This is a genomic window from Lacticaseibacillus sp. 53-4 (assembly GCF_016861805.1).
GTDB lineage: Bacteria > Bacillota > Bacilli > Lactobacillales > Lactobacillaceae > Lacticaseibacillus.
This window is the reverse complement of the sequence record NZ_BOLT01000023.1, coordinates 13,931-32,703: the sequence shown is the minus strand read 5'-3', so window position 1 is coordinate 32,703 and position 18,773 is coordinate 13,931. Positions and strand designations below refer to the sequence as shown.

General features: G+C 55.6%; 21 protein-coding genes. 16 read left to right on the top strand and 5 right to left on the bottom strand.

Features of this window, described 5'->3' with window-relative positions; genetic code table 11:
- Position 1: 1 nt before the first annotated feature.
- The 5 genes from JUF21_RS08990 to phnE (JUF21_RS08970) all read left to right on the top strand — a co-directional run bounded on the left by JUF21_RS08990 (position 2) and on the right by phnE (JUF21_RS08970) (position 4,484).
- Positions 2-640: a TetR/AcrR family transcriptional regulator gene (locus JUF21_RS08990; RefSeq protein ID WP_203664060.1), complete on the top strand. Its 639-nt coding sequence runs from the start codon at positions 2-4 to the stop codon at positions 638-640.
- Between the two features lie 470 nt (positions 641-1,110).
- Positions 1,111-2,052, top strand: a complete 942-nt coding sequence (locus JUF21_RS08985) for a phosphate/phosphite/phosphonate ABC transporter substrate-binding protein (RefSeq protein ID WP_125757459.1) — start codon at positions 1,111-1,113, stop codon at positions 2,050-2,052.
- Between the two features lie 74 nt (positions 2,053-2,126).
- Positions 2,127-2,897: a phosphonate ABC transporter ATP-binding protein gene (phnC, locus tag JUF21_RS08980; protein WP_125757461.1), complete on the top strand. Its 771-nt coding sequence runs from the start codon at positions 2,127-2,129 to the stop codon at positions 2,895-2,897.
- A gap of 1 nt (position 2,898) precedes the next feature.
- Entirely contained in the window at positions 2,899-3,684 is a 786-nt protein-coding gene (phnE, locus tag JUF21_RS08975) for a phosphonate ABC transporter, permease protein PhnE (RefSeq protein ID WP_203664058.1), read from the top strand.
- The gene (gene phnE, locus JUF21_RS08970; RefSeq protein ID WP_125757465.1) at positions 3,681-4,484 is read left to right on the top strand and encodes a phosphonate ABC transporter, permease protein PhnE; all 804 of its coding nucleotides are present in this window, start codon (positions 3,681-3,683) and stop codon (positions 4,482-4,484) included. Before phnE (JUF21_RS08975) ends, phnE (JUF21_RS08970) begins: the two co-directional genes overlap by 4 nt.
- 54 nt (positions 4,485-4,538) lie before the next feature.
- Here phnE (JUF21_RS08970) and recA read toward each other — a convergent pair whose 3' ends face one another.
- On the bottom strand, positions 4,539-5,612 hold the full coding sequence (gene recA / locus JUF21_RS08965; RefSeq protein WP_125757484.1) for a recombinase RecA: 1,074 nt from the start codon (positions 5,610-5,612) through the stop codon (positions 4,539-4,541).
- A gap of 195 nt (positions 5,613-5,807) precedes the next feature.
- On the opposite strand from recA, the gene JUF21_RS08960 reads away from it, so the two are divergent.
- Entirely contained in the window at positions 5,808-6,698 is an 891-nt protein-coding gene (locus JUF21_RS08960; RefSeq protein ID WP_203623851.1) for a magnesium transporter CorA family protein, read from the top strand.
- A 55-nt stretch (positions 6,699-6,753) separates the two neighbouring features.
- Here the strand turns inward: JUF21_RS08960 and JUF21_RS08955 are convergent, their stop codons facing one another.
- Complete coding sequence (locus tag JUF21_RS08955) at positions 6,754-7,692, bottom strand: diacylglycerol kinase family protein (RefSeq protein WP_203664056.1); 939 nt, start codon at positions 7,690-7,692, stop codon at positions 6,754-6,756.
- Positions 7,693-7,877: 185 nt separating this feature from the next.
- On the opposite strand from JUF21_RS08955, the gene JUF21_RS08950 reads away from it, so the two are divergent.
- Together JUF21_RS08950 and JUF21_RS08945 are read left to right on the top strand one after the other, a co-directional pair.
- Positions 7,878-8,189 carry a DUF2316 family protein gene (locus JUF21_RS08950; protein ID WP_203623853.1) on the top strand — a complete coding sequence of 104 codons (312 nt, stop codon included), beginning with the start codon at positions 7,878-7,880 and terminating at the stop codon, positions 8,187-8,189.
- 86 nt (positions 8,190-8,275) lie between these two features.
- Positions 8,276-8,812: a TetR/AcrR family transcriptional regulator gene (locus JUF21_RS08945; RefSeq protein WP_203623854.1), complete on the top strand. Its 537-nt coding sequence runs from the start codon at positions 8,276-8,278 to the stop codon at positions 8,810-8,812.
- Positions 8,813-8,995: 183 nt separating this feature from the next.
- Here the strand turns inward: JUF21_RS08945 and JUF21_RS08940 are convergent, their stop codons facing one another.
- Positions 8,996-9,973 (bottom strand): aldo/keto reductase, encoded by a 978-nt coding sequence (locus tag JUF21_RS08940; RefSeq protein WP_203664048.1) that lies wholly within the window; start codon positions 9,971-9,973, stop codon positions 8,996-8,998.
- 176 nt (positions 9,974-10,149) lie between these two features.
- Between JUF21_RS08940 and JUF21_RS08935 the strand changes: the two genes are divergently transcribed.
- The 3 genes from JUF21_RS08935 (at position 10,150) to asnA (ending at position 13,397) form a co-directional block, all read left to right on the top strand.
- The gene (locus tag JUF21_RS08935) at positions 10,150-10,896 is read left to right on the top strand and encodes an SDR family NAD(P)-dependent oxidoreductase (protein WP_125757478.1); all 747 of its coding nucleotides are present in this window, start codon (positions 10,150-10,152) and stop codon (positions 10,894-10,896) included.
- 374 nt (positions 10,897-11,270) lie between these two features.
- Entirely contained in the window at positions 11,271-11,915 is a 645-nt protein-coding gene (locus JUF21_RS08930) for an SDR family oxidoreductase (protein ID WP_203623856.1), read from the top strand.
- Between the two features lie 474 nt (positions 11,916-12,389).
- Complete coding sequence (asnA, locus tag JUF21_RS08925) at positions 12,390-13,397, top strand: aspartate--ammonia ligase (RefSeq protein ID WP_125754644.1); 1,008 nt, start codon at positions 12,390-12,392, stop codon at positions 13,395-13,397.
- A gap of 77 nt (positions 13,398-13,474) precedes the next feature.
- Here asnA and JUF21_RS08920 read toward each other — a convergent pair whose 3' ends face one another.
- Positions 13,475-13,786 (bottom strand): hypothetical protein, encoded by a 312-nt coding sequence (locus JUF21_RS08920; protein ID WP_203623857.1) that lies wholly within the window; start codon positions 13,784-13,786, stop codon positions 13,475-13,477.
- Between the two features lie 117 nt (positions 13,787-13,903).
- Between JUF21_RS08920 and JUF21_RS08915 the strand changes: the two genes are divergently transcribed.
- On the top strand, positions 13,904-14,338 hold the full coding sequence (locus JUF21_RS08915; protein ID WP_203623858.1) for a MarR family winged helix-turn-helix transcriptional regulator: 435 nt from the start codon (positions 13,904-13,906) through the stop codon (positions 14,336-14,338).
- Between the two features lie 48 nt (positions 14,339-14,386).
- On the opposite strand, the gene JUF21_RS08910 is transcribed toward JUF21_RS08915, so the two are convergent.
- Positions 14,387-15,169 carry a tyrosine-protein phosphatase gene (locus tag JUF21_RS08910; protein WP_203623859.1) on the bottom strand — a complete coding sequence of 261 codons (783 nt, stop codon included), beginning with the start codon at positions 15,167-15,169 and terminating at the stop codon, positions 14,387-14,389.
- A gap of 159 nt (positions 15,170-15,328) precedes the next feature.
- Here JUF21_RS08910 and JUF21_RS08905 point away from each other — a divergent pair, with 159 nt between their 5' ends.
- The 4 genes from JUF21_RS08905 to JUF21_RS08890 all read left to right on the top strand — a co-directional run bounded on the left by JUF21_RS08905 (position 15,329) and on the right by JUF21_RS08890 (position 18,694).
- Positions 15,329-16,681, top strand: a complete 1,353-nt coding sequence (locus JUF21_RS08905; RefSeq protein ID WP_203664068.1) for an MFS transporter — start codon at positions 15,329-15,331, stop codon at positions 16,679-16,681.
- Positions 16,682-16,844: 163 nt separating this feature from the next.
- Entirely contained in the window at positions 16,845-17,267 is a 423-nt protein-coding gene (locus tag JUF21_RS08900; protein WP_203623860.1) for a MarR family winged helix-turn-helix transcriptional regulator, read from the top strand.
- Positions 17,260-18,132, top strand: a complete 873-nt coding sequence (locus JUF21_RS08895; RefSeq protein WP_203623861.1) for an NmrA family NAD(P)-binding protein — start codon at positions 17,260-17,262, stop codon at positions 18,130-18,132. Before JUF21_RS08900 ends, JUF21_RS08895 begins: the two co-directional genes overlap by 8 nt.
- 64 nt (positions 18,133-18,196) lie before the next feature.
- Positions 18,197-18,694, top strand: a complete 498-nt coding sequence (locus JUF21_RS08890) for a hypothetical protein (protein ID WP_203664046.1) — start codon at positions 18,197-18,199, stop codon at positions 18,692-18,694.
- Positions 18,695-18,773: the final 79 nt, after the last annotated feature.

Here is an 18,773-nt window from a genome sequence, read left to right as displayed (position 1 = left end):
TATGGCAGATCCTCACTTAGCTGATTACGCACCGGCCTTTGGCAACCTGACCGCCAAGCAGCAAAAAATTTTAGAAAGTGCCATCACCGTGTTTGCAGAAAAAGGCTACGCCAACGCGAGCACGCATGAAATCGCCAAGCGCGCCGGCGTCGCCGAAGGGAATATTTTCGCCCGCTTTGGGTCAAAGCACGGTCTGCTCAATGCCATCATTCAACCCGTCGCCGAGCGCATTTTCCCCTTTGCGGTGTCCGATTTGGTCGACCGCGAATTGGCCACTCCGTTTCAGACCCGCCACGAGTTTTGCGAGAGCTTGATCAGCAATCGCCTGCGGATTTTGCGTGACAACGCCCCTTTGGTCAAAGTGTTTGTCACTGAGCTTCTCAACCAGGAAACGGTTCGTCAGCAGCTGCTGCATCAATTCCCAGATAGCTACTGGGCGGCTTTGGACCAGACACTGGACCGGCTGCGGGAAAACGGCGAACTGGTCGCCTGGTCCAATCGCACCGTGCTCAAGTACCTCTGGTCCCTGGTCGGCGGTATGGCGGCCTCGTTCCTGTACTTCAACCAGCCGCTGGATGACGAGACCATCGCCACCACCGTCACGGCCGCAGACAAGGTCCTCGCCCCAAAACCTGCTTAGAAACTGAGCCATAAAGCGGGTTTAGTCCAAGGCACAAGCGTCCCTGCACCACGATTGGGTTATAAAATCGCGGTGCAGGGGCGTTTTTAAGTGTGAGCTGCTTTTGGCGCGCGAGTAAGCAATTCTGTCTGGCTGGCAATATTTTGGACCTTCATTCGGCCGTTCTGAATCGAACCATTGTTTGCTAAAGACCGGCAGAAGGAGTTGTTTACAAAATAATTGTTCGGATAGTATTAACATTCCTGTTACGGAATGCTTTCTGAAAATATCATGAAAAAATGGCCCAAAATCCGAACTTTTTGATGATAAACCTAGATTACACCATTGAATTTGGGAACCTTCTCGCCTATACTACAAAATGGCTGGTAGGGAGCGGCCATCATCGACAGGAAAAATCATTTGTTCGAATGTCGATAATGTTCGGTTTTTACCAGTGGACAACCGACACTCACATTATGGGGGAGATATTGATGAAGCTCTGGAAAAAATTGGCAACAGTCACGCTGGCTGCGGCTGCCACTTTAGCCCTTGCGGCCTGCGGCAATAGCAAGTCCAGCACCAGCAGTTCCAGCAAGGACGGTTACACACCAAAGTCCTTGAACATCCAGTTCGTACCATCAAGCAACGCCGACACGATTGAGGCCAAGGCCAAGCCGCTGGAAGCCCTGCTCAAAAAGCAGCTCGGGATTCCAGTTAAAGTGACTGTCTCGACTGACTACAATTCGATCGTCGAAGCCATGAAGTCGAAACAGGTCGACGTGGGCTTCTTGCCACCTGACGGCTACGTTCAGGCGCACAAGCAAGGCGCTGCCGACGTTCTGCTCCAAGCCCAGCGTTACGGCATCAAGCAGCCAGGCGGCAAGAACACGACCAAACTGGTCGACTCCTACCGCGCCGAGATCATCGTTAAGAAAGGCAGCAGCATCAAGTCCTATAAGGATCTGAAGGGTAAGAAGATCGCGGTTCAGGACGTCACCAGTTCATCAGGTTACATCTGGCCAGTCGCTGAGCTTTCCCAGAAGGGCATCGATGTCCCAAAGGATGACACCCTGGTGACCGTCAAGGGTCACGACCAAGGCGTCATGTCCGTTCTGAACGGCGACACCGACGCGGCCTTCGTCTTTGAAGACGCCCGCAACGTCGTCAAGAAGGATGTGCCAAACATCATGACCGAAGTGCTGCCAATCTACTTCACCAAGCCAATCCCGAACGATACCATTTCCGTTCGTACCGACATGAGCAAAGCCTTCCGCAACAAGCTCAGCAAGGCCTTCATGACCATTGCCAAGAGCAAGAAGGGGCACGCCATTATCTCCAGCATTTACACGCATGAAGGCTATGTCAAAACCAAGGATTCAAACTTTGACATTGTTCGGAAATACGACAAGATTGCTGAAGGCGAAAACAAGTAAGTCATGCATCGCACGCAGAAGCGCTAGCCCTCTAGCGCTTTTGCTATACGTAGCGGGAAACGTGGAGGAAAGCAATGTCAGAATCAGTAAAACCGGTCATCGAATTTGACCATGTGTCCAAAATCTACTCGAACGGAGTCGTCGGTCTGAAGGACATCAACTTGGCGATCCAACCAGGCGAGTTTGTGGTGGTCGTCGGCCTCTCAGGCGCAGGCAAAAGCACGCTGATGCGCGCAATCAACCGCCTGCACGACGTCACTGAAGGCGATGTCCGCATCAACGGGACCTCCATTACCAAGGCCAAGGGCAAGCAGCTGCTGCACATTCGGCGCCAAATCGGGATGATTTTTCAAAACTTCAACTTGGTCAATCGCGCGACCGTCCTCAAGAACGTTCTGACTGGGCGCGTCGGCTACTACCCGACCTGGAAAATGATCTTCGGGCTCTTCTCTGCGGAAGATAAGCAGCGCGCCTATGACGCGTTGGGCACCGTTGAGCTGCAGGACAAGGTGTACACCCGGGCCGATCAGCTTTCCGGGGGCCAGCAGCAGCGGGTCTCCATCGCCCGTGCCCTGACCCAGGAGCCGCAAATCATCTTGGCTGATGAACCGATTGCCAGCCTCGACCCGCAAACCACCAAGCGCGTCATGGACGACTTGCAGCGGATCAACCGCGAAATGGGCATCACCGTCGTCGCCAACCTCCACTCCGTCGAACTGGCCCAAGCTTACGCCACGCGCATCATCGGCATCCGCGCCGGCGAGAAGGTCTTCGACGGCCCGGTCGCGGAAGCCACGGACGAGGCCATCGCCGAGATTTACAGCGGCGAAGAAAAGGAGGCGTAGCATGACGGCTCCTTCCTCTTTGCCCAAGCGCAAGCTGCAATGGCAGAAATGGGCGCTGACCATTTTCATGGTGGTCGGCCTCGTGTGGTCCGCCTGGATCACCCAGGCGCACATGGGCCTGTTCTTACAAAACATCAGCCAGTTCCTGGTGATTTTTCAGGAGATGGCCCATGTTGACTGGAGCTACGCCTACTACACCGTCGATCCGATGATTCAGACGCTGAAGATGTCCATCATCGGCACCCTCATTGGCTCCGCGCTGGCCTTTCCTTACGCCCTGCTGGTGTCACGGAATATCGTCACTAATAAAGTCGTGGTCGGCGTCTTTCGGTTCATTCTGAACATCGTCCGCACTATTCCCGACCTGATGCTGGCGGCGCTGTTCGTGGCTGTCGTCGGAATCGGCCCGATTGCCGGGATCTTCGCCTTGGCCATCTTCACCTTTGGGATGGTCGGCAAACTCTTCTACGAGGCGATTGAAACCATCGACCCGGGTCCGCTTGAAGCACTGCGGGCCGCCGGCGCCGGCCGCATCGAAATCATCCGGTTTGCGGTGGTGCCGCAGATTGCCAACTACTTCATCAGCTACGTCCTGTACGCGTTTGAAATCAACGTGCGTGCGTCTACCGTGCTCGGGTACATGGGCGCCGGCGGGATCGGGATCTACCTCCAGCAGGCACTCTCCATGTTCCGCTACGACCGCGTGGGCTTGATTGTTCTGGTCATTTTCGCGGTGGTGCTGCTTATCGATTACGTCTCTGGTAAAGCAAGGGAGGCGCTGTTATGAGTCACGCAAGTACGCTGCCAAAAGCCCCCCTCACCCATCGGTACCGCCACATCTTCTTCACGGTGCTGACAGTCGCCATCGTCATCTGGTCATTTACTGGCATGCCGAGCTTTGACATCAAGCAAAACGCCTGGCTGGTCACGAAGTCAATCGTCAATGGCTTGGTCCACCCAGACTTCAGCTACGTCTGGACCGGCGACGGCGAAGATCTGACCTCCAGTCTCTTGCAGACCTTAGGCATCGCCTTTTTAGGGACGTTCATCTCCGCCATCATCTCCCTGCCCTTCGCTTTCTGGGCGGCCAACACGCGCAACAAATTCTGGTTGACGACTCGCTCTGGTAAGTTTGTCCTGACGGCGATTCGGACCTTTCCTGAAATCGTCCTGGCCCTGATGTTCATCAAGGCCGTGGGCCCGGGCTCCTTCGCCGGGGTCCTGGCCGTCGGGTTCCACTCGGTCGGCATGCTGGCCAAGCTGTTCTCCGAAGCGATCGAAAACATGGACGGGGGCGCCGGTGAAGCCGTTACGGCTGCCGGGGGCACGCGGCTAGAAGTCACCCTGATTGCCAGCCTGCCCCAGCTAATGCCGGAATTTGTTTCGAACACCCTTTACCGCTTCGAGCTGGCCATCCGGTCCGCTTCGATCCTGGGCATGGTGGGTGCCGGCGGTGTCGGTACCCCACTGATTTTCGCGATTCAAACCCGCTCCTGGAGCCGAGTCGGAATCATCCTTTACGGGATCATCATTCTGGTCACGTTGACTGACTTCATTTCGGGTTCACTGCGTAAGCGGCTGATCTGAGCGTAAAGGAAAAGGCGCTGCGAGAAATTTCTCGCAGCGCCTGTTTGTTTACGCTTATTTGTCGTCTGAACTGTCGATGTCCAAGGTTGTCGGATCAGCCTCAGCCGGTTCGGCGTCTTTGTCCTTATCATCGTCGTCATTCCCAAACAGGGTCTCTTGCAGCTGTTTGCGCAGGGTTTCGGTCACATCGGGATGGGCAATCAGGTAGTTTGTCGCGTTATCCGCGCCTTGCCCGATCCGCTCGCCGTTGTATGAATACCAAGACCCGGCCTTTTCCACGATGTCGTGATCGACCCCGAGGTTCAGCATGTCGGCTTCCGGTGAAATCCCGTGGCCATAACTCATGGTCGTTTCAACCGTCTTGAACGGCGGTGCCACCTTGTTCTTGGTGACCTTGATCTTGACGATGTTGCCGACAACATCAGTGCCGTTCTTAACCTGTTGCGCCCGGCGGACCTCCAAGCGAATCGTCGCGTAGAACTTCAGCGCACGGCCGCCTGGCGTGGTCTCGGGGTTCCCAAACATGACGCCGATTTTTTCACGCAGCTGATTGATGAAAATGACAATTGTCTGAGTCTTAAAAATCGTCGACGTCAGCTTCCGCAGCGCCTGAGACATCATACGCGCCTGCAGGCCCACGTGAGAATCCCCAATTTCGCCTTCGATTTCGGCCTGCGGCACCAGAGCCGCCACCGAATCGATGACCACAATGTTGACCGCCCCAGATTGAACCAAAGCGTCCGCAATTTCCAGTCCCTGTTCGCCGGTATCCGGCTGAGACAGCAGCAGGTCGTCGATGTTGACGCCAAGGGCTTCGGCGTACTTCGGATCCATCGCGTTTTCAGCGTCGATGTACGCCGCCGTGCCGCCGTTCTTCTGCACGCTGGCGACCGCCTGCAGCGCGATCGTGGTTTTCCCTGAACTTTCAGGGCCGTAAATCTCGATCACCCGGCCCTTAGGAAAGCCGCCGACGCCAAGCGCCAGATCCAGGGATAAGATCCCCGTGGAGATGACCGACACGTTGGTCAAGGACTTGTCGCCCATCTTCATGACCGCGCCGTCGCCAAACTGTTTCTTGATCTTTTTCAGCGCCGCATCCAGCGCCTGTTCGCGGGCGCCACTGTCCATTGACGGTTGCCCATTGGCAGATTTCTTAACCATAGTATACGTCCTCTCTTTTTCGTAGCTTCAGTATACACCAAAACATATGTTCGGTGCCAACCCTTATCGCTATTTTATTTCGCAAACGGGCGACTTTTCCCTGCGGTGACGGCGCCGCTCGTTATGCAGTATGATAAGGGCAACAAAACTGGGAGGCACATCATGGCAGAAGCACGTTGGACGTGGCATCATATCAACCTGGACGACGCCCAGGCGGTCGGGATCGCCACTAGGCAGTATACACTTTCAACCGAGCAAACCGGCTACGCCATTGACCGCCACGAGCGCGCCCACGTCGAGTACGACAGTTTGGCCGAGACCTTTCTGCTGGTGTTCAACATTCCTGACGCGGATGGTGATGCCGCACAGGCCGAAACGCATCAGATGACGTTTGTGATCAAAGGACACGATCTATTGACATTCGGCCACGCCGATGCGGCGAGTCTGGTTCAAGAATTCACGCAGCGCTTCGACACACCGCGCGCGCTGAGCGCCTACCAGTTTCTTCTGGAAAGCCTGTACCTGATCACCCAGCGCTTCATGCCGCTGATGGAAAAAGCCGACGCTGAGCGCCATCAAATTGCCCTCGCGCTGCGCGACAAAACCACCCGCAAACGCCTGCTGGAGCTGTCTGACCTAGAAACCAACGCGCTTTACCTGGGCAACGCGACTCGGCAGAACCAAAGCGTGCTCGAACAGCTGAAGGGTCTTTCAGTCTACCACGGCTTCACGCCAGAGGAAAAGGAGCGCTTGGAAGACGTCCTGATCGAAGCCCGGCAGCTAGTCGACATGACCAGCCTGGGCAGCCAGAACTTGGCGCAGCTGGAAGCCACCTACAACAACATCCTCAACAACAACCTGAACGACACCATGAAGTTTCTCACCATTTGGTCGATTGTCCTGACAGCACCAACTATCATCTCCGGCTTTTTCGGACAAAACGTACCGCTGCCCTTCATGCACACGCCGGGCGGCTGGTTGATCACGATTGCCTTATCACTTGTCTTGGCGCTGATTTTTGCCGTCTGGATGACGCACTACGTCAACCGCTAAGCCTTAACAAAACGTCAGCTAAGGCCCGCCTCCAACTGGAAGCGGGCCTTTGAGGTTATGCCTGGGCTGCTGGCAGCAGCATGATTTGATCGGTTTGGCTGAGCACACCGTGAACCGGGGCGTTGTATTCCTCACCATCCAGCTGAATGTGCTCGTGCGCCTCAGTCTCAAAGCGAAAACGCTGGCGTTTGATGTGGGCCAGTTTGGGGTGAACCGACTGGCCGCTGAGAATTTTGCCCAGGACCTGGATCAAGATACGCCATTTCTCCTTGCGCACCAGGACAAAACTGAGCTGGTGCCAATCCTGCGCGGCATCCGGAAAGAGCCGCAGACCGCCGCCCAGAAACGGATGGTTGGTGAAGACGCAAAGAAATGTGTTGGGGATCACCACGGCTTTTTGAACGCCGACAGTCGCCTTAAACGCGTGCTGGGTCGTGACCGCCTTTAAAATGTTTGCAGTGTACGAGAGCTGCCCCAGGTGAACGCTGTTGAGCATGGCTTTAGCCCGCGAGTGATTGGTGTCGTAAACAATACGCGCGTCAACGCCAATGCCAAAATTGTTGAGAAAATACAGGGTGCCGAACTCCTCAGTCTCGGCCTTGCCGATGCGCGCCTCGTGCGGCCGCGCAGTTTTGAGGGCCGCAACTGCCGCCAGTGGCTCCAAGGGAATGCCATGCGCCCGGGCAAAATCGTTGCCAGTCCCGTTAGGCACGTAGCCCACCGGAATGTCCGGCCGCCCGAGCTCCTGCAAACCATTGATCACGTCGTGCAGCGTGCCATCGCCGCCGATGACCACGATTTGGGGCTGGGCAGCGCCTGGCGCGACTGCGGCGACAATTCGCTCAATCGCCTTGCGCGCGTCCCCGGCCTCGTGCGTGTAGGTCGTGGTGGCAAACGTGTACTGCTCTTTGAGCGCAGCAATTAGACTTGGAATCAGCTTTTTCGTGCGCGCGTTTCCTGCATACTCGTTGATGATCAGTTCAATTGCTTTCACCGCTGTGCCCCCAGAAATTTAGCCAATAATGGCAAGAATTACGTCCATTGTACCAAAAGTCGCCCCTTTCGCGCACAATGAGGATTGGCTTTGATGAAACGATATGCTTGAAACGTCTCACAACTCGGTGCCATTCCAACCGCATAATTTTTATAATGTCATTACAACTAAAAGGAGACGATCAAATGTCACTAAATCCCGAACAAATGGCGGCCACTCGCCACGAACTGCAAGCTAACTTTGAATTAACGGGTCTGACCAAGGCCCAGGTCGCAGCCGCCCTACACATCTCAGAAACGAAACTGGACCACCTGTTCACGCTCACCCAGCAATCTCTCAATGATCCGTGGATCCTGCGCAATTACCTGCTGGACCAGGTCAAGGCCCAGGGTAAAACACCGGTGCCGTTCACTGCGCTCAGCGGCGACTGGCACCGCCACTGGTTCTTGGATGCTGCCGCCATCGACCAGCGGCGCATGTCCCCCGGCGATAACTGATCATTCACGCCCGATTCTAGCATCGATGGTCAAATGATGTTACACTTGTCACATCAACGGGAATCAATGACAAGTGCGAGGCAAATATGGCAAATCCCAAGAATCAGCTGATTCAAAAACAAACCAAGCAACGGCTTAGGCAAGCAATGGGTGACCTCATTGTTGCCAAGGCCTTCAGCGATATTTCAATCAGTGATCTAACTGAGCGCGCCGGCGTTTCGCGCATGGCGTTTTATCGCCACTACCCGTCCAAGGAAGCAGTGCTGATTGATTACGTCGATGAGCAGCTCGCCCCTTTATACGACTTCCTGACCCGCCTACCGCACAAAGGGCCGCTATTCATCTGCCAGGCGTACTTTCAGTATGTCGACGCGCACAGCGGCTTGTTTGAGGCGTTGATCCAAACGGGTGCCGAGCTGGTGCCAGCCGAGTGCTTTCGCGATTACGCCGTCCGTTTCTACGCGGAGAATGTCCCTCAGGTGCCCTTTGCACCGGACTTTAAGCGCTATTTTAACAGCTACGTTGGCGCGGGCTTGTACCAGATGACTCTGGATTGGATCAAAGATGACAAACGCGCGCCCCGCACCCTGCTGGCCCAAATTGCTGCCAAACAGGCCGTCTGATTGGTACCCCGTCTTTCCCCCTCATACACAAACCACGGGAATCGTTATTTATGGCTAGTATCCTCGCCATTACAGCATTTCTTCCCGTAACTGGCACAATCAATCTTAGACCAATAGGAATCAATAGCGTCCGTCGGGCCGTTCACTACCGACAAAAAAGCCGCTCACCGAGCGGCTTTTGCGTTACCACAGATAATCGACCGGGTTCTTGATGTATTCATCGTAAACCTCTCGCACGATTTGCATCTGCCCCGGCGTGAACGCAGGCAACGCAGACGCCCGGGTGTTCCGTTCGATTTGCGTCGGATTGCTTGCGCCGGGAATGACGGCAGACACCGCGTCATACATCAGAATGTACCGCAGGGCCAGCCCGGCTAAGTCTGCCGTGCCAAGCCGCTGCTTCAGCACGTTTGCGGCCTTGACCCCTGTCAGGTAGTCAACCCCAGAGAAGGTCTCCCCTTTGTCGAAGAGCTCACCATGGCGGTTGTTGGCCCGCTGATCAGTCGGCGCAAACTGCGTGGTCGCGGTGTACTTGCCGGATAGCAGCCCCGAGGCCAGTGGCACGCGGGCCAAAATGCCGACGTTTGCCGCCTTGGCCGCGGCGAAGAAGTGCTGCGCCGGCCGCAGCCGGAACATGTTAAAAATGATTTCCACGGCGCTGATATCGTACTGCAGGGCCTTCAGTCCTTCCTCCACCCGCTCCACCGACACCCCGTAGTTGCGAATCTTGCCAGCTTTTTTCAGCTGGTCCAGGTGCCAGAACATTTCCGGGTCATAATACGTCTGCATGGGCGGGCAGTGCAGCAGCACCATGTCCAGCGCATCAAGCTTCATGTTTTGCAGCGACTCGTCCACGTAGCGGTCAAGGTGCGCGTTGTCGAAGTGGGCCATCGTCAATGGCGACTCCTTGCGCCCAATTTTTGTGGTGAAGTGAACGTCCGGATGAGTGCGGACAAAATTGCCGACCGCCCGCTCCGAGTTGCCGTCCTGATAGCCATCCGCAGTGTCAAAAAAGGTCACGCCTTGCGCGTAGGCCTCGGCCAGCGTGGCGTCCGCATCCTGTTGACTGAACGGGGCGCCCCATTTGCCGCCCAGTTGCCAGGTGCCAAGCGACACCTCGCTGACCTTGAACCCAGTTTTACCTAAAGTGCGATAGTTCATCAATGATTCCTCCGTTTCCAGTTCTCAGTATAGCAAATCGCCAACCTGAACGCCGCAGCAGTTGAAAACAAGGCTAATGAGACAATCATGAGCTTTGGTTGCGTATCTTGCTTTTTGCTTCTGGTGACAGCGCCTACAATTAAAGTGAACAAATAAATAAAAGGGGTGTATTTCATATGGCAAATAAGCCAATTGTCAGTTTGATCACCGGGGCCGAGCGCGGATTGGGCCTCCAGTACGCAAAGAACCTTGGTAAAGCGGGTCACGTGATCATCATCGGGGCGTATGACATGACCGCCGGCGCGGCGGCACTAAAGGAGCTTCAGGACGCCGGCCTCACCGCACTGCTTTGTCACTGTGATATCACGGATCAGGCAGCGGTGGACGAGACCATGGCGACCATCAAGGCCAAGTATGGTTACCTGAATATCCTCTTGAACAACGCCGGTATCTCCAGTCCCGCGTTTGAAAAACCTTCCGAGACTTCCGATGCGCACATTGAAAAGTGCTTCGCGACTAATTTCTACGGCACGAACCGAGTGATTCGCGCCGCGGTGCCGTTGCTGGAAGCTGCCGACTGGGCCAAAGTGATCAACATGACCTCCGACTTGAGTTCACTGACTCGCGCGATGGATGCCAAATACGGCTACTCCAAGATCAATGACCTGCCTTATCAGGCCTCCAAGACCGCGGTCAACGCGCTAACGATGGGTTACGCAAAGGAATTCGCCGGCACCCACATCACCGTCAACTCGGTCAACCCTGGCATGACTGCCACTGATTTGGTCAACAAGAAGGCCTTTGAAGCCAACGGTGCTCAATCGGTCGAAGCTGGCGCCAAAGCCGCAACTGATCTGGCTCTGGCCAAAAGCAACGATGTCAACGGCGAATTTCTAGAAGCTGCTGGCAAGATTGCCTGGTAATCTTATCGGCTATTTTTGAGACTAAAGCATCAAGCGGTTTTAACCCAACCCACAAGCGTCCCTGCAGTGCGATTTATTTTTAGAATCGCGCTGCAGGGACGTTTGCGCACTTACGCGTTGCGTATGGACCGCGACTAGGTCATTTTCTTGTCGGTGCTTGCTGGTCTGGTGCGCCTCAATGTTGTCAGCACAGATGCCGTTGGCCAGCACTTCTTGGGCCATTCGGCAACGGGCGGAGGCGCTGCCGAGGTGGGCGCGAACACAGCTGCTGCTTTTAATCGCCCAGTTCCGAACAACTGTCAATTCGGCCGGTCCGGTTAGCTTACTATATCAAAGTGTTACACTAGAGTCGTTAATCACTAAGGAGTGAGCACATGAGTAATGTATTGATTTTAGGTGCAAACGGGCAAATCGCTCGCCTTGCAGAAAAGCAGCTGTTGAGTGAGCCGAAGCATCACCTCACCTTGTTCTTGCGCAATGCCAAGCGCCTAGAAATCACTGATCCTGACCGCGAAACCGTCATCGAAGGCGATGCCACCGACCCTGATGCGTTGAGCGAGGCAATGGCCGATATTGACATTGTCTATGCCAACCTTGGCGGCGGTCAGACCATTGAGACCCAGGCGAAAGCGGTCGTGCAAGCAATGGACCGGGCCAAGGTCAGCCGGTTGATTTGGATTTCGACGTTAGGCATCTACGACGAAGTGCCAGGCGCATTTGGCAAGTGGAATCACCAGCAACTCGACGGCGGCTATTTGGAACCCTACACAGCCGCTGCGAAGGTCATTGAGAATTCCAACTTGGACTACACGATTATTCGGCCAGCGTGGCTGCAAAACAACGACACCGTAGATTACGAGCTGACCCACCGGGATGACCTGTTTAAGGGCACCGAGGTGTCACGCAAGAGTGTCGCCGATTTGGTCACCAAGCTGATCAATGACCCCAAGAAGTACGTGAAGGACTCGCTGGGCGTCAGCCAGCCGCACACCGATGGTCCCAAACCTTCGTTTTACTAATTAATGTCCCCCCAAAAAAGCGTCGACCCTGTGCCGGCGCTTTACTGGTGCCCACCGGCGCGTCCCGAATTTTTTTTGCCTGCCCCCTTTCCAAATCCAGCATCGCGTGCTAAAGTAGTCACAATCACAAACGAAGACTTGCAAGACCAGTAACCAACGGCGTTCTATCAGTGATGTGGGGTCAGTGAAAACCCACTTAGACCAAGCTCTTGGCGAATAACCCTTGCTCATGTCTCTGCCCCAAATGGCAATGGCCAAAGTAGACGCAGACGCAACCGGCGCGTTATCATCCGGAACCGCATGTCAGTGCGGATTGAGGTGGTCTATTTCGGATAGGCAACTAGGGTGGTACCGCGAAAAGTCTTTCGTCCCTTGCGTTAGGGACGGAAGGCTTTTTTCGTGCCTAACGAGCCGAGGCGAAAGCCCGTCTCGGCCGTATCTGTCATGGTTGAAAAAAATCCGGAGATGAAAATGATGCATTTAATTATTCCTGAACACTATGATCCAAAATTGTCCGTTAAAGAAACCGAAGCGGCGATCCGCTACATCCGTGAAACGTTCCAAGACGAGTTCGGCAAACAGCTCGGCCTGCAGCGCATGAGCGCGCCGATGATGGTGGCAAAGTCCACCGGCCTCAACGACAACCTCAACGGCGTTGAAACCCCGGTCTCCTTCACCATGAAGGACATGCCCGGCGAGCAAATGGAAATTGTGCACTCGCTGGCTAAGTGGAAACGCATGGCGCTTTACCGCTACGGCTTCGGCATGCATGAAGGCCTGTACACCAACATGAACGCGATTCGCAAAGACGAGGACCTCGACAACTTCCACTCCATATATGTTGACCAGTGGGACTGGGAAAAAGTCATCGCCAAGGAAGAGCGCACCGAAGCCACGCTCAAAGACACCGTGCGCCAAATCTTCAAAGTGATCAAGCACATGGAAGATGAAGTTTGGTACAAGTATCCGCAGGCCGTCCACCACTTGCCTAAGGACATTCACTTTCACACCACCCAGGAGCTGGAGGACCGGTGGCCGGACCTCACCCCCAAGCAGCGCGAGGATGCCATCTGCAAAGAAGACGGTGCCGTCTTCCTGATGCAGATCGGCGGCCCGTTGAAGTCTGGCAAGCGTCACGATGGCCGCGCCCCTGACTACGACGACTGGCAGCTGAACGGCGATATCCTGTTCTGGTATGAACCGCTCGACTGCTCGCTGGAGATTTCATCAATGGGCATCCGGGTCGATGAAGATGCCATGCGCCGCCAGCTTAAAGCGGCAGGCGCCGAAGACCGCGCCGAGCTGCCGTTCCACAAACTGCTCTTGGCCGGCAAGCTGCCTTACACCATCGGTGGCGGGATCGGTCAAAGCCGCCTGTGCATGTTACTCTTGGGCAAGGCCCACGTCGGTGAAGTCCAAGCTTCAGTCTGGCCGCAGGACATGATCGACAAGTGCGAAGCCGCCAACATTCACATCCTTTAATCCAGCCTGTTCAAAGCCGAGTGCGCCTGCACTCGGCTTTTTAGCACCACGAAAAAAGTGCCAGCAGCCGCTGGCACTTACTCATTCTGATCGACGCCGTCCTTGGCCACCGCCCCTGGGTGCTCACGCTTAAAGGCTTGCCAAGTTGGCCGCGGCACCGTGATGAACCGATTGGCGGTCAAATCTAGCACCTCAAAAGTGGGCAAGCGCCGCGTATACACCTGAAATGCAATCACGACGGCCACAACCGCCAGCAGCAGCCACCACCAGGCGGTAAAGGCGACGATGAACAGCACCACGAGGATGGTGCCCCAGGTCCACGCAAAAGCGCGTTCCGTCTTTTTGCCTGCCTGCTTGGAATAGCGGTGCGTTGGGTCTAGTTCTGTCATAGTCTTGCCTCCACTTGATTGTCCTCACTTAAGCAACCGGACCGATTTTACAGTTTGGTCGCCCTTTCCGCCTGTTTTTCCGCTATACTGAAAGAGCATTCAGGAAAGGACCTCGTCATGCATATCAACGGTTCAATCAATCTATCCGAGCAGTTCCATGCGCTAAGCAACGCCGAAACTGGTTATATTCACGCACATCTGCACGACCTGCATCTGAACAACTCCCAGGCCAGGTTGCTGAAATACATTGCCGACCATCCCGGTGCGTTGCAAAAAGACGCCGCCGCGTACCTTAACCGGCAAAATGCCACTGTGACCAACATGCTCAAAGGGCTGGAAACGCGTGGCTTGATTGAGCGCAAGATTCCTCGCGATAACGAGCGCCAAAAGCAGCTTTACCTCAGGCCCGCGGGCGTTGAGCTGGTCAAAGCGATTCGCGCCATTTTTACGGCACTTGAACAGCAAATCGAAGCGGCGGTGCCAACAGCCGACCAGCCCCAGCTGATTGCCCAGCTGCAAGCCATCGCTGCTAAAATTAATTTGATTCCGTAACCACTCAGCGACCACTTTAAGCGGCCGCTTTTTCGTCCCGTCAGACAATCAGGCCAGGTACAATTCCCGCAACGTTTGAATTTGCCGGTTGGTTAGCTGTAAGGCTTCATGCAGGTACTGCTGCATATCCCCGTAGGTCTCATTGATTGCCGCCAGCGCGGTATCCAGGTACTCTGGATACACGGTCCAGATATCGGTGAGACCCTGCATCATGTTTGCATTGCCGCCTTCCGCCTTCGCCTGCTCGAGCACTTCTGACAGCGCCGGCTGGATGAACGTGTTGGTGGCCAGGTAATCCTTGCGAATTGTCGCCTGATCAACGCCTAAAGCGGACAACACGTACACCGCAGCCATCCCAGTCCGATCCTTACCCGCCGAGCAGTGAAACAGCAGCGTGTCGTCGCTGTTTCCCAGAGCCAGATCAAAAAACTCACGATAAGCTTTTTGCGCCGACTCGCTCAGGGCTAAGTCACGATAGGTCCGAAGCATGTTGTGGTAACCCGCCTTAGGATCCTGCGAAAACATCTGCTGCTCCTCGGCCCACGTCTTGGACACCTGCGTCTTATCTTCGCTGAACACCGGGTCAAATACGTAGCGCGCCGAATCCGGCAGCCGGTCAGGCTTTTCCTGGCGCTCATCGCGCGTGCGAAAATCAACATCTACGCGCACCCCGTACTCATGCAAAAAGGCCACGTCGCGGTCCGACAGCCGGTCGAGGCCGCCCGAGCGGACGAGCCGGTGCGCGGCCAGGTGCTGCCCAGACATGGTCTGATAGCCGCCAAGGTCGCGAAAATTATAGCCATGATGGATGTTCATTAACGTCGGTTCCAATTCGTCTCACTCATTTCCTTTAGTCTTGTCTGTCCATTTTAGCGCAAACCGCTTCCAAAGTCGCGCTGACTTCTAGCGTGAAAATAGCCTATAATGATCGTATCCAATTTTCTGAAAGAAGCGATCATTTTGCCCGCCACCCAACCGCATGAAAAACCAATGCTGGTCGTCGCCATTGTCGCGCTGATGTCCTTTCTCGGGGTGCTGACGGAAACCTCGATGAACACGACCTTTCCGGCGCTGATGAAAGCTTTCAACGTCTCTTTGGCGACCGTTCAATGGGTAACTTCCGGCTACCTGCTCGCCGCTTCCCTGGTGATGCTGACCTCAGCTTACATGAAACGCCGCTTCACCAATCGTCAGCTTTTCATGAGCGCGGCGGCCCTGTTCATCATCGGCGACCTGCTATGCGCAACTGCCCAAGTGTTTCCGCAGCTGCTGGCGGGTCGCCTGATTCAGGCGGGTTGTGTCGGCCTTTGCACGCCGCTGATGGTCAACATCATTCTTGACGTCGTCCTCCGGGCCAAGCTGGGGTTGTACATCGGTATCGCCAATGTGATCGTGCTGATCGCCCCGGCGTTTGGCCCCACTTTTGGCGGGGCCGTTACCGCGTTTGCTAGCTGGCGCATGATTTTCTGGGTGACGCTGCCTCTCGCCTTGCTCCTGCTGATCCTCGGCAGCGCGCACATTCATCAGTACACCACCCAAAGCCGGTTGGCGTTTGACTGGGTCCGCTTCGGCCTGCTCGGCGGGGCACTGATCGCGCTGAACCTGGGGCTGACCACCATCAGCACCCGCCGCTGGCTGATCGTGGCAGTCCTGCTGCTGGTATGCGCACTTTGCATGCTCCTGTTTCTGCTTCTTTCCCGCACGAGCACCCGGTTTCTGTTCTCCCTGACAGTCTTCAAGCACCCAGCGTTTCTGTTCAGCTTTCTGCCTTACCTCAGCTTGCAATTCGCCAATGTCGGCATCAATTTTCTCTTGCCGAATTACGTCCAGGAAGTCTTCGGCGCCTCCGCGCTGATTGGCGGGCTGATCTTGCTGCCCGGCTCCGTGTTTAACGGGTTAGGCCAGCCGGTATACGGCTGGATGCTGGACCACTTTGGCGGCCGCCTGCCGCTGCTTTTGGGCGATGGCCTTTTCACCGTTGGCGTGCTCGCCATGACTGCCCTTGGCCCGGCCCTCGGGGTACTGGGGGTCACCATCGCGTACCTAATTTTTGCCATCGGCCGGTCGATGGCCTTCAGCAACTCGGTTGCTTATGGCCTCAAAGCGCTGCCCAAAACGCTGCAGCCCGACGCCAACGCGCTGTACAACATGGGCCAACAGGCGGTCGGGGGCATCGGCACAACGGTGTTGTCACTGCTCATGACCGCGGTCCATCATCCCGGCTGGAGCCACGCCCAAAATATCGCGGCAGGCAGTGCCTGGGCGTTTGGGCTGCTGGTCGCACTGGGCGTGGTGATTTTCGCGCTCTACTGGCATTTGCTAAACCGCACTACCGCGCAGTAAACGCAACTTTCAGCCAGATCGGGCTTGAAGATGAGAGCGTCCATACCCGCGCCAGGATTGGCTGATCTCGGTCGATCAGGCACGCTTGCATTGACATCTCAAAAATAATCAGTACACTCACAGTTATTGTCAGTGTACTGATTATTTTTTTGGAGGCAAACGGATGAACACTGCGTATTTACTGCTGGAAACTGCCAAGCGGTTAAAGCATCAACTGAACACTGCGCTCAGCAAGGAGGACACCACCGCCCAGCAGTGGGCCGTGCTTGAGGCGCTCGACCGGTTGAACAGCGAGGCCGACCCCATCACCGCCGCGCGCATCGCTGATGCCATCGACAGCGACCGGCAAACCACCGCGGCCGTGGTCCTGCGCCTAGCGGATAAAGGGTGGCTTAACCGCACCCCGTCCCCGGCCGACAAGCGCGCCGTGGTCCTCGAATTGACTGCCGCGGGAAAAGCCAAAGGCACCGCGCTAAAAGCCGTGGCCGGAAGGACTCTCACTACTTTTTTACAGCCGTTGCCGGATGCGGCGCAACACCAACTGGCGGCTGGACTGACAAAACTATTGGAGGAAAATCATGACTGAAACAATTTTGATTATCGGCGGCACCGGCAACATTGGCTTTCCGCTGATCAAACTGCTTGCCCAGGACGACCAGATTCATCTCGTTGCCGGCGCGCATGATTTAGCCAAAGACCAAGCCCAGTATGGGGACTTGCCAGTCGAATTGCGTCACTTCGACTTTCTCGACGCTGCACCCTTTGATCAGACCTTGGCAGGCGTAGACCGCGTCTTTTTCGTGCGACCGCCGCAGCTGGCTAAACCCAAGCAAGACATGCTGCCGTTTTTAAATCAGGTCAAGGCCCATCAGATCAAGCAAACGGTGTTCGTCTCCATGATTGGCGTGGAAAAGAATCCGGTGACCCCGCACCATAAAATCGAGAGCATGATTGTATCACTTGGTCTGCCGCACACCTTTATCCGGCCCAGCTTTTTCATGCAGAATCTCAGCACCACGCACCGCGAGGACATCTGCCGGCGCAATGACTTATTCATCCCCGCGGGCAATGCCAAGACCAGCTTTATCGACACCGCAGACATCGCCGCGGTCGCCGCAAAGGTTCTCACCTCACCAGCCGTGCCTGAGCAAAAGCTCAACATCACCGGCCCTGAGGCCATCACCTACGCCCAAGTTGCCCAGACCATGTCTGCGATTTTGGGCCGGCCCATCACTTACTCCAAACCCAGCCTGCTTAAATTCCGCAAAACCATGCTGCAGCGCGGGGTAAAAAAGGACTTTGTCAACGTGATGGTCATGCTTTATCTGATCACCCAAATGGGCAACGCCAAGCAAATCACCCAAGACCTGCCTAATTACCTCGGGCGGCCTGCGCATTCAGTGGCTGAGTTTATTACTGCCAATCAACGCCTTTTCGCACCGGCCAAGTAAGCCACGAAAGTCGTGCGTGCACCAAGGCAAAGGGCTAAACTGGTTTCAGATGGGGGTGATTTCAGTGGCAAATTCTTCCACTGAGGGAACAAATCAATTACTGAAAACAATGCTAGCTAAAGCCGCCGATGCCAAGCAATTCGCGGCCACATGGGATTTTGGTGATGCCAAGGACCCGCTGCCAGCACCGCTGATTCGCCGCGTTCTGAAGCACGCCGGGGTCCTGGAGACCGAGGCGCAATTGACCGCCGACTGGTTGAAGACGACTGAAGCAGCCCAAGACAAAGCGTGGCAGGCGCTGCAGCAAGCCACTGCAGAATTTTGTCAGCTGTTTGCAGCCGGCGCCGACGTCACAGCTGAACTGCCGAGCTACCGCCGGTTTGAAGGCATGACGCTGCGCGAGTTGGCATGGCAGATGAGCATCGACATTGAAGACCTCGAGCTGCCTGAGGCGCGCGCCGCGGCGCTGACCGACCCAAATCAAGTGGGCATGTACGCCGAAGCTCAGCGTCAATTTGCGACCCAGTATCCGGGGTTCCGGTTCGAACCTGCGACAAAATAGCAAGTTTGCTTCGTAAGAGTCGTGATTAGTTGTCATCACATGATTAAAATAATTTTGGAATCACAATTAGAAGGCTACT